General features: G+C 72.9%; 11 protein-coding genes. 3 read left to right on the forward strand and 8 right to left on the reverse strand.

The genetic code is table 11. The features are described from left to right. Positions 1 to 68 precede the first annotated feature (68 nt). Entirely contained in the window at positions 69 to 698 is a 630-nt protein-coding gene (locus ACMTAK_RS18860; protein WP_413807305.1) for a M48 metallopeptidase family protein, read from the reverse strand. A gap of 205 nt (positions 699 to 903) precedes the next feature. Here ACMTAK_RS18860 and ACMTAK_RS18865 point away from each other — a divergent pair, with 205 nt between their 5' ends. Continuing rightward, entirely contained in the window at positions 904 to 2,133 is a 1,230-nt protein-coding gene (locus ACMTAK_RS18865; RefSeq protein WP_413807306.1) for a ThiF family adenylyltransferase, read from the forward strand. Between the two features lie 74 nt (positions 2,134 to 2,207). Next, a complete protein-coding gene (locus ACMTAK_RS18870) occupies positions 2,208 to 3,692 on the forward strand; it encodes an ABC1 kinase family protein (protein WP_413807307.1) in 1,485 nt (494 codons plus the stop codon). A gap of 158 nt (positions 3,693 to 3,850) precedes the next feature. Here the strand turns inward: ACMTAK_RS18870 and ACMTAK_RS18875 are convergent, their stop codons facing one another. The 4 genes from ACMTAK_RS18875 to ACMTAK_RS18890 all read right to left on the reverse strand — a co-directional run bounded on the left by ACMTAK_RS18875 (position 3,851) and on the right by ACMTAK_RS18890 (position 7,340). Further along, a complete protein-coding gene (locus tag ACMTAK_RS18875; protein ID WP_413807308.1) occupies positions 3,851 to 4,162 on the reverse strand; it encodes a hypothetical protein in 312 nt (103 codons plus the stop codon). Beyond that, positions 4,159 to 4,521, reverse strand: a complete 363-nt coding sequence (locus ACMTAK_RS18880) for a WhiB family transcriptional regulator (RefSeq protein ID WP_020868576.1) — start codon at positions 4,519 to 4,521, stop codon at positions 4,159 to 4,161. The genes ACMTAK_RS18875 and ACMTAK_RS18880 overlap by 4 nt, the downstream gene beginning before the upstream one ends. A 115-nt stretch (positions 4,522 to 4,636) precedes the next feature. After that, positions 4,637 to 4,903, reverse strand: a complete 267-nt coding sequence (locus ACMTAK_RS18885; RefSeq protein WP_262701782.1) for a hypothetical protein — start codon at positions 4,901 to 4,903, stop codon at positions 4,637 to 4,639. A gap of 142 nt (positions 4,904 to 5,045) precedes the next feature. Continuing rightward, the gene (locus tag ACMTAK_RS18890) at positions 5,046 to 7,340 is read right to left on the reverse strand and encodes an ATP-dependent DNA helicase UvrD2 (protein WP_413807309.1); all 2,295 of its coding nucleotides are present in this window, start codon (positions 7,338 to 7,340) and stop codon (positions 5,046 to 5,048) included. 147 nt (positions 7,341 to 7,487) lie between these two features. Here ACMTAK_RS18890 and ACMTAK_RS18895 point away from each other — a divergent pair, with 147 nt between their 5' ends. Next, a complete protein-coding gene (locus ACMTAK_RS18895) occupies positions 7,488 to 7,730 on the forward strand; it encodes a mycoredoxin (protein WP_037952302.1) in 243 nt (80 codons plus the stop codon). 135 nt (positions 7,731 to 7,865) lie between these two features. Here ACMTAK_RS18895 and nudC read toward each other — a convergent pair whose 3' ends face one another. Genes nudC through ACMTAK_RS18910 form a run of 3 tightly spaced genes read right to left on the reverse strand, consistent with a single transcriptional unit; the run spans position 7,866 to position 13,946 of the window. Then, positions 7,866 to 8,801: an NAD(+) diphosphatase gene (nudC, locus tag ACMTAK_RS18900; RefSeq protein WP_413807310.1), complete on the reverse strand. Its 936-nt coding sequence runs from the start codon at positions 8,799 to 8,801 to the stop codon at positions 7,866 to 7,868. Positions 8,802 to 8,852: 51 nt separating this feature from the next. Then, complete coding sequence (locus tag ACMTAK_RS18905) at positions 8,853 to 10,256, reverse strand: dipeptidase (protein WP_413807311.1); 1,404 nt, start codon at positions 10,254 to 10,256, stop codon at positions 8,853 to 8,855. 54 nt (positions 10,257 to 10,310) lie between these two features. Then, positions 10,311 to 13,946, reverse strand: a complete 3,636-nt coding sequence (locus ACMTAK_RS18910) for a UvrD-helicase domain-containing protein (protein WP_413807312.1) — start codon at positions 13,944 to 13,946, stop codon at positions 10,311 to 10,313. Positions 13,947 to 14,017: the final 71 nt, after the last annotated feature.

The raw sequence follows: 14,017 nt of genomic DNA on the forward strand, positions 1-14,017 counted from the left end.
CCCGCACGGCCCGGGGGCTCCCGGGGGCTCCGGGGGGGCTGATCCCTCACCGCCCGGGCGCGGTCGCCTTACGGCTGGTCGTCCGGGGGCCCTGAGAGGTGCGGCAACCGCGCGGCGGCGACCACCCCTTCGAGATAGCCCCGCGCCCGCTCGGTCCGCGGATACGCCTCCAGGAGCTGCCAGAAGCGGCGGCCGTGCCCCGGCACCAGCAGATGGGCCAGCTCGTGGAGGAGCACGTAGTCCACGACGTACTCCGGCATGCCCTGGAGCCGGTGCGAGAGCCGGATGCTTCCCTCGGCCGGGGTGCACGACCCCCAGCGGGTGTTCTGGTTGGTGACCCAGCGGACGGAGTCGGGCCGGGCCCGCCCGCCCAGGTACTGGCCGGAGAGCCACTCGGCGCGGGCGGCCAACTCCGCGTCGCCCAGCATCCGCTTGCTCTCCTGGGCCGCCAGCTTCTCCAGCATGACGCTCACCCAGCGCCGCTCCTCCGCCTCGGACATGCGCGCGGGGATGAGGACGACGGTGCGGTCGCCCTCGCGATAGGCGGAGACCGTCCTGCGCCGCCGGGTGCTCCGGCGGACCTCCACCGCGCTCGCGTCGGAGCTTCGGCTCTGCGGGCTCGGAACGGTGCTCGGTGCGCTCGCGGCGGTGCGGGAGACGTTCTGTCCCGCGGTGCGAGGGGGCGGGTCGGCGGACACGCCCCGACGTTACCCGCTGGCAGCCGGGGAAGTCCCGCCCCGCCGATGGTTGCGGACCGAACCACTCCACGGTGTGCACGGCTTGTACGACCGGCGTTCGTACGACTTATTCCACTGCCTGTGGACAACGCGCTGCGGGGTCCGGGCGCCGGCCCGCATGCTGAAGGCGGTTCAACGGGCAGCACATCAGACGGGGGGCAAGTCGATGCATCCGATGCTCAAGCCCGCGCTGCGGCGCGGCTGGCGGAGCCGGGACACGGTGCAGTTCGGGGTGGCCCGGGCGCATGCGGTGGTGATGGGGCCGGTGGACACGGCCACGAGCAGCTTTCTGGAGCTGCTGGACGGCACCCGCGGTCTGCCGCTGCTGCGGCAGGAGGCGCGGGCCATCGGACTGCCGGAGGGGCGTGCCGACGCACTGGTGGACCGGCTGGCGGCGGCCGGTCTGCTGGACGAGCCGAGAGACGGCGGCGAGCCCGCCGCGGCCCTGGACCGGCTGCGGCCCGACACGGGGGCGCTGTCGGTGCTGCATCCCGAGCCCGGAGCGGCGGCGCGGCTGCTCGCCGCGCGGCGGGCGACGCGGGTTCAGGTGCGGGGCGCGGGCCGGGTCGGGGCTGCGGTCGCGGCCGCGCTGTCGGGCTCGGGGGTCGGCCGGGTCGATGTGGTGGACGGCGGCTGTGTCGAGCCCTGGGATGTGGCTCCCGGCGGGCTCTCGGCCGAGCAGATCGGCGAGCGCCGGGATCTGGCGGCCCGCCGCGTGGTGCGCCAGGCCGCGCCCGCCCCACTCCCCCGCCGGTCGGCGCGGCTGCGGACCTCCGCGGCAGAGCGGGCCCCTTCGCGAGAGAAGGTCCCTTCAGGAGAGCGGACCGCCTCGGGAGGGCGGCCCCTCTCGGGAGAACGGATCGCCTCGGGAGAGCGGACCGCCTCGGCCGAGCCCGGGCTGGCGCTGGTGGTGATCGCCCCGCGTGACGGCCTCGCGGCGTACGCACCGGATCCGGAGCAGGCCCTCCCGCTGCTCGCCTCCGGCACCCCCCATCTCTACGCGGGAGTCATCGAGGCCACGGGGGTGGTGGGCCCGCTGGTGGTGCCGGGGATCACACCCTGCGCGGGCTGCGCCGCTGCGGGCCGTGCCGAGCGGGAGCCCGTCTGGCCAAGGATGCTCGCGCAGTGGCGGTCCGGTCGCCGGCGCACCGCCCCGGCCTGTGACACGGCGCTGGCGATGGTGGTGGCCGGGCTCACCGCGGTGCAGGCGCTGGCCTTCCTCGACGGCCGCCCCTCCGGGGGCGCGGGGGTCCGGTGGGAGCTTGCGCTTCCCTCGCCCGTCTGGGAGGCGTGCCCGATCGAGGCACATCCCGGATGCGGCTGTGGAGCGGCCGGGGAGGAGGATGCCGTATATGCCTCGGCCGCAGAGGCACCGCACGCGACAATGTCCGGGTGACCCACGTCCGCGGAGTGGGCACGGGGGCCCGGGGGCCACCTTCCGGGATGGCACGGCTGTAGTTGGAGGGGCGCATGACCGATCTGCCGCGCAAGGCGATCACCCGTACCGCCAAACTGGCGGCGCTGCCCTTGGGATTCGCGGGGCGCGCCACATGGGGGCTCGGGAAGCGGATAGGGGGACGGCCGGCGGAGATCGTCGCACGCGAGGTGCAGCAGCGCACCGCGGAGCAGATGTTCAAGGTCCTCGGCGAGCTCAAGGGCGGGGCCATGAAGCTCGGACAGGCCATGTCCGTCTTCGAGTCGGCGCTGCCCGAGGAGATAGCCAGGCCCTACCGGGCGGCCCTGACCAAGCTCCAGGAAGCGGCCCCTCCCATGCCCAGCCGCACGGTCCACGCGGCGCTGGAGGAGCGGCTGGGCCCGGACTGGCCGGAGCTGTTCCAGGAGTTCGAGGACAAGCCCGCGGCGGCCGCCTCGATCGGGCAGGTGCACCGGGCGGTCTGGCACGACGGGCGCACAGTGGCGGTCAAGGTGCAGTATCCCGGGGCGGGCGAGGCGCTGCTGTCCGACCTCAACCAACTGAGCCGGTTCGCCCGGGTGCTGGGACCACTGGTGCCGGGGCTGGACGTCAAGCCGCTGATCGCGGAGTTGCGCGAGCGGGTCGCCGAGGAACTGGACTACGAACTGGAGGCGGCGTCCCAGCGGGTCCATGCGGAGGAGTACGCACAGGACACGGAGATCGTGGTGCCCGAGGTGGTGCACCAGAGCGATCAGATACTGATCACCGAATGGCTGGAGGGGGTGCCGCTCTCCGAGGTGATAGCCGACGGCACACAGGAAGAGCGGGACCGCGCCGGGCAGCTGCTGGCCCGCTTTCTGTTCTCGGGGGCGTCCCGCACCGGGCTGCTGCACGCCGATCCCCATCCGGGGAACTTCCGACTGCTGACCGGGGACGCCCCGGACGGCCCGCCGGAGCGGTGGAAGCTGGGCGTCCTGGACTTCGGTTCGGTGAACCGGCTCCCGGGAGGGCTTCCCGAGCCCATCGGCATCGCGCTGCGCATGGCGCTCGAGAACGACGCCGCGGGGGTCTATGACCTGATGCGCGGGGAGGGGTTCGTCAAGCCGACGATCGAGCTCGACCCGGATGATCTGCTGGACTTCCTGCTGCCGATGCTCGAACCGGCCCAGGTCGACGCGTTCGTCTTCGACCGGCAGTGGCTGCGCAGCCAGGCGGCGCGGATGGCCGACCGTCACTCCCCCGTCTATGAGCTGGGCAATCAGCTGAATCTGCCGCCCGCCTATCTGCTGATTCACCGGGTGACGCTGAGCACCATAGGGGTGCTGTGCCAGCTGGGTGCCACGGTGCGGATGCGGGATGAGCTCGAGGCATGGGTCCCCGGATTCGCCGCGGACCCGGAGTCCGAGGACCCGGAGCCCACGGACCCGGAGCCCGAGGACCGCGCTGAAGAGGACGCCGAGGAAGGCCCCGCGGCAGACGCCGGGGAAGAGGTCTCGGACGGCGCCGAGGAGGAGGCCGAGGCCGCGGAGACCTCGGCCTGAGCTCGGAGTTCTCGGCCTGAGCGCGGACGCCTCGGGACAGCCGAAGGGCCGGTCCGATCGGACCGGCCCTTCGTGGTCAGGCGATGGGTCGGTGTAGGACCCGTCGGTGTGTGTTGTGTGTCAGCCCCGGCTCTGGCCGGTGCCGCACATGGTGGTGGTCACTGCATGACCGCCATGGCCAGGGCGCGGCGGGCGCGGAGCGAGGCACGCTCCGCACGCCGCTGCATCCGGCGGGCGGCCGCGAGCCGAACGGCCTGCCGTTCGGACTCGGCCTCCTGCAGCCGGTCGTGCATATGCGCACGGGCCAGGGCTTCTTGCATGAGTTGCATCTCTCGGTTCCTGTTCTGGCGCGCCTCGGGCGCACCGGAGGTATCTGGTGCGGGGGTTTCGGGGACCGGTGGGGTCATCGTCGGAACCTGCTTCATGGGGTCGTGCGTCGCTGGGCGATCGATGGTGCCGATGGTGCTCATGCCGCAACCGGGTTCTTACGCGGCCGACCACGCGGCCGCTTGCGGGCCACCACCACGCCCTGGACGAAGAGCTCGCCGCCCCAGACGCCCCAGGGCTCCCGGCGGTCCTTGGCGCCGGCGAGGCATGCCTCCCGCAGCGGGCAGGTCTGACAGAGCGACTTCGCGTACTCGACGTCGGCCGGGGACTCGGCGAAGAAGACCTCCGGGTCGTACGAGCGGCACGGAACGGCTACACCCAGGTTCTCGATGGCCTCATCGAGTTCGGTGAGGGCGGTGAGCGGGGTCAAGGAGTCCTCCGAGGAGTCAGGCGGGCGGTTCAGGTCGGTCGATGCGGACGGGGCGTGTGCGTTGAGTTGCACGGTGTGTGTTCCTCGTCTCTTCGGTCCGGCTGGTGGCCGGGCTCTGGCAAATCAAAAGGGCCGCGGATCCCGGTGTGGGTTCCGCGGCCCTGGAAGGTGCCGACCTGATCCTGGATCAGGCTGGATAACTCCAGGGTTCGAGCCTGCGGAAGGCCCACGTCTTGTGGTGCTGCTGCGTCGTCCGGGATTCGGCACCATTGGCCGCAAAGGCATAGGCCATTGCCTGTGCCGCTGCTGCTACCGCAGGTGCCTGGATCGGTCGCTCACTGAGGCGCGCCTCATTGGCTCCGGGCATACCGGTGCCAGGGAGCGCAGAGCCGAGCAGGCATGTGGCGACGACCGACCGATCGGCCTTTTTGATGGTGTTGATGAAGCTGATCACTGGTCTTCGCCTCCTCTCGGCGTCTCAGGGACCGGTCCGAAACCAGTCCGGGTGTTCAGTACAACACGGAATCCTCGGCTCCTGGAAGGGCCGTTGTCTTCCGTGCTCGGAAGGCTATGGGTAGCGCCTCCACGCGCGCAAACTATTTTTCCGTCGAGTTTTGCCAAGGGTCACCCGAATGGCTTCCCCCGGCATCGCCGTCGCCCTCGTCGTCGAGTGCGGAGGGCAGTTCCCTGCCCGCGCACAGCGCGAGAACATCGGCCCCGAACCGGTCCAGCTTGCGCCTTCCGACACCGGAGATGCGGGCGAGCTCCGGTTCGGTTCCCGGAACGGCCTCGGCGATCGCGAGCAGTGTCTTGTCGGTGAACACGCAGTACGCCGGCTGCCCCAGCAGCCCCGCCTGCTCCGCCCGCCAGTCACGCAGCCGCTCATAGAGCGCCTCGTCCAGCTCGGACGGACAGCCCTCGCAGCGCATCAGCTTCATCTCGCCCGCGTCGGTCAGCGCCCGGCCGCACACCCGGCAGTGGACCGGGCCGCGCCGCTTGCGCACCCCGCCGCCCCCGCCCTGGGCCGCCGCCCCGCGCTCGATCCCGCCGCCCCCGCCCGGGGGACGGGCGCCGACGGCCTGGGAGCCGGGCCGCAGCCCGTTGAGAAAGCGGGTGGGGCGGCGGGAGGCCCGGCCGCCCGGAGCCCGCGAGAGCGCCCAGGACAGCGTCAGATGACGGCGGGCACGGGTGACCCCCACATACAGCAGCCGGCGCTCCTCCTCGATCTGCTGCTCCGTCTTGGCGTAGGTGATCGGCATCATTCCCTCGGTGAGACCGACCAGGAAGACGGCGTCCCATTCGAGGCCCTTGGCCGCGTGGAGTGAGGCGAGGGTCACACCCTCGACGGTCGGGGCGTGCTGCGCCGCCGCCCGCTCATCGAGCTCCGCCACCAGATCGGAGAGCGTGGCCCCGGGGCGGCTCGCCGTGAAGTCCTCGGCGAGCCGCACCAGGGCGGCCAGGGACTCCCAGCGGTCGCGCACCGCGCCCGAGCCCGACGGGGGCTGGGGCGTCCAGCCACGGGTGCCCAGCACGGCCCGCACCTGGGACGGGATGTCCGCGTCCGCCAGCTCCGGGTCGGCGCTTCCGCCACGGGCCGCGCCGCGCAGCAACAGCCCGGCCTCGCGCACCTCGGGCCGCTCGAAGAACCGCTCGGCGCCGCGCAGCTGATAGGGCACCTGGGCATCGGCCAGCGCCTGCTCATAGAGCTCCGACTGGGCGTTGACCCGGTACAGGACCGCGATCTGGCTCGCCGGGATCCCGGCGCCCCCCTGCTCGACCGGGGTGATCAGCTCCCGGATCCGGCGGGCGGTGCCCTCGGCCTCGGCGGGCTCGTCCGCATAGGCGGCGTAGACCGGGTCGGGGCCCGCCTCCCGCTGGGAGACCAGCTCCAGCCGGTGCTCGGCGGCCCGGCCGCGGGCCTGGGACAGCAGCCCGTTGGCCAGGTGGACCACCTGGGGAGTCGAGCGGTAGTCCCGGATCAGCTTGACCACGGTGGCCCCGGGGTGGCGGGTGCGGAAGTTCAGCAGATGGTCGGGGGTGGCGCCGGTGAAGGAGTAGATGGTCTGACTGGCGTCGCCGACCACGCACAGGCTGTCCCGCTCGCCCAGCCACAGATCCAGCAGCCGCTGCTGGAGCGGGCTGACGTCCTGGTACTCGTCGACCACGAAGTGCTGGTACTGACGGCGTACCTGATCGGCGATGTCCTGCCGCTCCTGGAGCACACCGACCGTGAGGAGCAGCACATCCTCGAAGTCGATGACTCCTCGGTCGCGCTTCAACTGCTCATAGGTGGCATAGATCCGGCCGATCTCGGCGGCGTCCCGGGGGGCCTCCCGGCCGGACTTGGCGGCCACGGCCGGATAGTCCTCGGGCACGGTCTGGGTGACCTTCGACCATTCGATCTCGCCGGTCACGTCCCGCAGCTCATTGCGGTCCAGCCGGACCCGGCACCGGGCGGCGGCCTCGGCCACGAGCTGCACCTTGCGCTCGACCAGGCGTGGCACTTCACCGCCGACCGCCTTGGGCCAGAAGTACTGCAGCTGACGCAGGGCCGCCGAATGGAAGGTGCGCGCCTGCACCCCGCCCGCGCCGAGCTGCCGCAGCCGCCCGCGCATCTCCCCCGCCGCGCGGTTGGTGAAGGTGACGGCCAGCACACTGGCCGGCTGGAGCATCCCCGCGCGCACCCCATAGGCGATCCGGTGGGTGATGGCGCGGGTCTTGCCGGTGCCGGCCCCGGCCAGCACGCACACCGCGCCGTGCAGGGACGTCGCCACCTCGCGCTGCTCGGGGTCGAGCCCGTCGAGCACCGCGTCGGCGTCACGCGGGGTGGCCGCGTAGGCACCTGGCGTGGAGCCGTGCGGGAACAGAGTGGAGGACGTTGCTGCAGTCACCCCGCCATGCTGCCAGGTCCCCTGAGACGCCCGATGCCGGTTGTCCACAGCCATGGCCTTCCGGTCATATGAATCCGGGAATGACCGGCGGAAGGTGAGCGTTCACCTTCTGCCCACCCGCCACGACCCCGAGGAGAGCGAAGACCGATGTCCGGCACTGTGACGATGTACAGCACCACCTGGTGCGGCTACTGCCGACGCCTGAAGGGGCAGATGGACCGCGAGGGCATCGCCTACACCGAGATCAACATCGAGCAGGACCCGGAGTCCGCGGCCTTCGTCGAGAAGGCGAACGGTGGCAACCAGACCGTGCCGACCGTCCTCTTCCCCGATGGGTCGACCCTGACCAACCCGTCCCTGGCGCAGGTCAAGGCCAAGGTCGGGGCCTGAGCGGGCGGTCGCCGAGCCGCCCCCGCGGGCTCTGACCCGGCTCCCGGGCCACTGAGCCGGTCCCACGGGCTCCGCGTCAGCCCCGCGGGTCTGCGTCAGTCCCGCGGTCTCTGGCTCGGTCCCGCGGGCTCCGGCTCAGCCCCGCGGCAGCGGCTCGCCGTACCAGAGCTCGATCAGCCGGGCCGCGATCGAGATCCCGGAGGGAGGCAGGACCTCCCCGGACTCGATCGCGGCCCGCAGGTCGTCCCGGGAGAACCAGCGCGCCTCGTGGATCTCCTCCCCGTCCACCTGGATCCGGGAGGACGTGGCCCGGGCCATGAAGCCGAGCATCAGGCTGGACGGGAACGGCCACGGCTGGCTGGCCACGTAATCGACCTCGCCGACCGTGACGCCCGCCTCCTCCGCCACCTCGCGGACCACGGCCTGCTCGATCGACTCGCCCGGCTCCACGAAGCCCGCCAGCGTCGAGAAGCGTCCCTCCGGCCAGTGCACCTGGCGCCCCAGCAGCGCCCGGTCCTTGTCGTCCTTCACCAGCATGATCACGGCGGGGTCGGTGCGCGGGTAGTGCTCGGCCCCGCACGCCGGGCAGCGGCGGATATGGCCCGCCGCCGCGATCACCGTGCGCTGACCGCAGCGTGAGCAGAAGCGGTGCAGCCGCTGCCAGTTCTCCAGCGCGACCGCGTGCACCAGCAGCCCCGCGTCACGCTCGGACAGCAGCACGCCCGCCTCGCGCAGCCCGGCCGGGCGCGCCGACTGGTCCATCCGCCCCGGCAGGGAGTCCTTCTGGAGCGCGAAGTAGCGCACGCCCTCCTGGTCGGTGCCCAGGAAGTAGCGGTGGTTCTCGGTGGGCGGGGCCTCGAAGGACGGGGTCATGACGAGTTCGGTACGGCCGTCCGGGGTGTCGTCGACCAGGGCCTGGCCGCCGGAGACCACGAAGACGCGCGTCGTCGGGTGGCTCCACGCAGCGGCCAGCCACGCCTCGTCCAAGCGGTGGTGCGCGGAGCGGTCGATGCCGCTCGGAGCGCTGAGCGTGATCGGCCGGTCGGTGGCGTGGTCGGTCGAGGTGGTCACGGCTGGTTCCAACTCCCCCAGTGCAATGGGTGGTTCACGTAACAGAGCAAGCTATTCCCGTCCATTCTCGGCGAGCTCGGCCCAAAGGTGGGCGGCCGTCTCGGCGCCCTTCATGAGCAGACCGAGCTCGACCTTCTCGTTGGGTGCGTGCCAGCCGTCGGACGGCACCGAGATGCCCAGGAAGAGCACCGGAGCGCCGAGGATGTCCTGGAGATCGGCGGCGGGGCCCGATCCGCCCTCGCGGGTGAAGCGGACCTTCTGGCCGAAGGCGCGCCCCATGGCGCGGACGACCGACTGGAGCGCGGGGTGGTCCAGCGGGGTCAGACAGGGGCGGGTGGCGCCCCAATAGGTGATCTCATGGCGGATCCCGGCCGGGAGCAGGGCGGCGGCCCAGTCCCGCACGGCCGACTGGATCTTCTCCACATCCTGGCCCGCCACCAGCCGGAAGGACAGCTTCAGCTGGGCGGCCGAGGGCACGATGGTCTTTCCGCCCGGCCCCTGGTAGCCCCCGCCGATGCCGTTGACCTCGGCGGTCGGACGGGCCCAGATCCGCTCCAGGGTGGAGTACCCGGCTTCGCCGAGCGTGGCCCGTGAATGCGCGGTCCGCAGCCAGCCCGCCTCGTCGAACGGCAGCTCGGCGAAGAGCTCGCGGTCACGGTCGGTCAGCTCCACGACGCCGTCGTAGAAGCCGGGGATGGCCACCTTACGGTCGTCGTCATGCAGCGCGGCGACCAGTCGGGCGGCCTCGGTGGCCGGGTTGGGGACCGCACCGCCGAAGGAGCCGGAGTGGATGTCCTGGCCTGGGCCGTGGAGATCGATCTGGCACTCTACGAGGCCCCGCATACCGGTGCAGACGGTCGGGGTGTCCTCGGACCACATCCCGGTGTCGGAGACGATCACGGTGTCGCAGGCCAGCCGGTCGGCGTGCGCGCGGACCAGCTCGGGGAAGTGCGGGGAACCGGACTCCTCCTCGCCTTCGATCAGCAGCTTGAGGTTCACCGCGGGCGCGTCACGGCCGGTCACGGCCAGGTGCGCCCGTATCCCCAGGGTGTGGAAGAGAACCTGCCCCTTGTCGTCGGCGGCGCCGCGGGCGTAGAGCCTGCCGTCCTCGATGACGGGCTCGAAGGGGTCGGTGCGCCAGCCGTCCGCGCGGTCGGCGGGCTGGACGTCGTGGTGACCGTAGACGAGCACCGTAAGGGCGTCGGGATCACCGGACGGCCATTCGGCGAACACGGCCGGGGCGCCCGGTGTGTCCCATATCTCAGTCACCGGGAAGCCCGTGGCGGCCAGGTGGTCCCTGAGCCACTGGGCGCCGCGCCGGACGTCGTCGGCGCGGGCGGGGTCGGCGGATACGGACGGGATGCGCAGCCACTCGGAGAGCTCGGCGAGGAAGACGGCGCGATGGCCGTCCACAAAGGCGCGGACGGCGTTGTCCGTGTCCGGGGTGTTGCTCATGCATGTGAGCCTATCCGGCCCGCGGCCGGGCGAGGGCGGGGGCCTCCGGGCCGCTCAGGTGCGCTCGCGCTCGGTGACGGTTCCGGCATCGATACGGTCATTTCCGGTCGCGTCCGCGTCTCCGTCCCCGCCGATGTCCACGACTCCGTCCCCGCTGCCGTCCACGTTTCCACCGACTTCCGCGTCCACGCCGACGTCCACGTTCCCGCCGACGTCGGCGTCCCCCGGCTCCCCGAGCAGGACGCGCTCCAGCCCGGCCCGGCCGGGCAGCCCGGCGGGGCGGACCACCTCACCGCTGCGTACGTACACGAAGGCCGCCGTGACCGCCGACAGGGGCAGCCCGTGCTGTTCGGCCCAGGCGACGCGGTAGATGGCCAGCTGGAGCGGGTCGGCGTCCTGGGACCGGCCGGTCTTCCAGTCGACGATCTCGTAGCGCGGGCCGTCGTCGGGGCCCGTACCGGACTCGCGGTACACCGCGTCGATCCGGCCACGGACGGTGCGGCCCGCCAGGGTCAGCTGGACCGGCACCTCCACGCGGTAAGGGGTGCGCCGGGCGTACGGCGTGCGGGCGAACGCCTCCTTGAGCGCGGTCAGATCCCGCTCGTCGGCGATCTCCGCCTCGTCGTCCTCGCCGCCCGGCAGCTCGTCCGGGCCGAGGAAGGGCAGCGGCAGCGCCTCGAAGCGCGACTCGACCCAGGCGTGGAAGCGGGTGCCGCGCCGCGCGGCGGGGCGCGGCGGCCGGGGCATGGGGCGGGCCAGCTCCCGTGCGAAGCCGTCCGGGTCGGCGGCGAGACGCAGCAGCTGGGACGCGGTGAGCGTGCTCGGCAGGGGCACCTCGTGCACGCTCTCGCGGGCTCGGCGCAGCTCTCCGGCGAGCGCGTCCAGATCGCGGTCCCAGGAGCCGATCAGCCGGACCTCCTCGGGCGCCAGCTCGTCGTCGGCCGGTTCTGACGTGATGTCGGGCACATCGGGCTCCGGTGCGCCAGGTTCCGGCGCGCCGTAAGGGTCGGGGTACGGCGCGTCCTCGTACGAACCGTAAGGATCCTCCGGAGGCTCGGGCCACTCCGGGTCCTCCGGGGGCTCAAGCTCCTCCGGGGGCTCCGGAAAGAGTTCCCCGTCCGCCGAGGGGTGCCCCTCGTCCTGGGCGGTCGGCTCTCCCCGCGCCGTCTCGATGCGCGCCAGATGGGCGAGCACCACATCGGCGGCGCGGCGGCGGTGGCGCAGCGCGGCCGGGTCCAGCGGAAGCGGCCAGGCCCGGTCGGCCGCCGACTCCCGCAGGGCCGGGTTCCCCGCGCCCTCCTCCGGCGGTTCGGCCCATGCCTCGATCTCGCCGTACCCCGCCTCGCAGTGCTCGCGCAGCGCGTCCAGGAAGCCCGACGGGCCGCGCGGACGCTTCTGGGTGGGGCCCCACCAGTGCCCGGAGCCCAGCAGCAGCGAGCGCGGCCGGGTGAAGGTCACATAGCCCAGCCGCAGCTCCTCCGTCCGCTGATGCCCCTTCATGGCGTCCTTGAAGGCGGCGATCCCCTTGCTGTCCCAGGCGGTGACGTCCGGGAGGGTCCGCGCGTCCCCGCGCAGCTCGTGCGGCAGTACCTTCGCGTTCGCCGTCCAGGACTCGCGGGACTGTTCGCTCGGGAACTGCTTGGCGACGAGCCCCGGCACCGCCACCACATCCCACTCCAGTCCCTTGGCCTTGTGGGCGGTGAGCACCTTGACCGTGTTCTCGCCGCCGGGCAGGGCGTTGTCGAGCCCCTTCTCGTACTGCGCGGCGGTGCGCAGGAAGCCGAGGAAGCCCTGAAGGGTGGCCTCGCCGTCCACAGCCGCACCGCCCTCCCGGCCCGCGAAGGCGGCCGCGACGTCCAGGAAGTTGCCGAGCGTCTCGCGGCGGCGCGCGGCCAGGGCGTGCGGTGAGGCGGACAGCTCGACCTCGAGGCCCGTGGTGGCCAGGACCCGGTGGAGGACGTCCATCAGCGGATCGGCGAGCGAGCGGCGCAGCTCGCGGAGTTCGGCGGCGAGCCGGGCGAACCGGACCCGTGCGTCGGCCGAGAAGGGCAGCCCGTCGTCCGGGCCGCCGCCTGCTTCCAGGAAGGTGTCGAGGGCGTCGGCGAGGGAGATCACCTCGGCGGGGTCGGTGCCCTCGACGGCCTCGGCGAGCCGTCGGTCCGGATCGTCCTCCGCCCCGTCCGGCCCGCCGTAGGAGACCACCGCGCGGGCGCGGCGGCCGAGCAGCGCGAGGTCGCGGGGGCCGATCCGCCAGCGCGGCCCGGTGAGCAGACGGACCAGCGCGGCGTTGGCCCCCGGGTCCTGGAGGACCTCGCAGACGGCCACCAGATCGGCGACCTCCGGCAGGTGCAGCAGCCCCGACAGGCCCACCACCTCCACCGGGATGTCCCGCTCCACCAACGCGCCCTGGATCTGCGCGAAATCACCCGCCGTGCGGCACAGCACCGCGATCTCGCCGGGCGGGGTGCCCGTGCGCACCAGGTGGGCGATGGAGTCGGCGAGCCAGGCCAGCTCCTCGGCGTGGGTGGGCAGCAGCGCACAGCGCACCGCTCCGTCCCGCTCGGCGCCGGGCGCGGGGCGCAGCGCCTCGACGCCCTCGTGCATCGCGCGCAGCGGGGCGGCCAGCCCGTTGGCGAGGTCCAGGAGACGGCCGCCGCTGCGCCGGTTCTCGCTGAGTGCGAAGCGCTCCGCCGGGCGGCCGTCGGCGTGCGGGAAGTGCTCGGGGAAGTCGTCCAGGTTGGCCACGGAGGCGCCGCGCCAGCCATAGATGGCCTGGCAGGGGTCACCGACGGCGGTGACGGGGTGTCCGGTGCCGCCGCCGAAGAGGCCGGACAGCAGCAGCCGCTGGGCGACGGAGGTGTCCTGGTACTCGTCGAGCAGCACGACCGCGAACTGCTCGCGCAGGATCCGGCCGACCTCCGGGTGGTCCAGGGCCAGGGTGGCCGAATGGGCGATCTGGTCGCCGAAGTCGAGCAGATCGCGGCGGCGCTTCTCCTCGCGGTACGCCTCGACCAGACCCAGCAGCTCCTGGCGGGCGCGGGCGGCCTCGGGAACCTTGCGCAGCACCTCGTTGGTGAGCCGCGTGCCCTCAAGCGTCCGCAGCAGCTCGGTGTCGTACGCGCGCAGCCGCCCGGTGGGGACGAGGTGCTCGGCGAGCTCGGCGTCGAGCGCGAGCAGATCGGTGACCAGGTCGGCGAACGGGCGGGTGAGCGCCGGATACGGGCCGGGGGCGGAGCGCAGCACGCGCGCGGCCAGCTGGAAGCGGGTGGCGTCGGCGAGCAGCCGGGCGCTCGGTTCGAGGCCGACGCGCAGTCCGTGGTCCTTCAGCAGCTGTCCGGCGAAGGCGTGGTACGTCGAGATGACGGGCTCGCCCGGGGCCTCCTCGGTGGCGCCCGGATCCGGGTCCGGGTCCACGATGCCCGCCGTGACGAGGGCCTTACGGACGCGCTCCGCCAGCTCTCCGGCGGCCTTGTTGGTGAAGGTGAGGCCGAGCACCCGGTCGGGCGCGACCTGGCCGGTGCCGACCAGCCAGACGACGCGGGCGGCCATCACCGTGGTCTTTCCGGAGCCCGCCCCGGCGACGATCACCTGCGGGGCGGGCGGTGCGGTGATGCACGCCACCTGCTCCGGGGTGAACGGGATCCCGAGGAGTTCCTTGAGCTCCTCGGGATCGGTGATGCGGGCTGACACTCCAGTGAGGCTATCGGTGCCCACCGACACGCCCCGCCGCGCCGGTCGACGGCCGCCCCGGGGCCACGGCT

This window comes from Streptomyces lacaronensis (assembly GCF_047337785.1).
GTDB lineage: Bacteria > Actinomycetota > Actinomycetes > Streptomycetales > Streptomycetaceae > Streptomyces > Streptomyces lycopersici.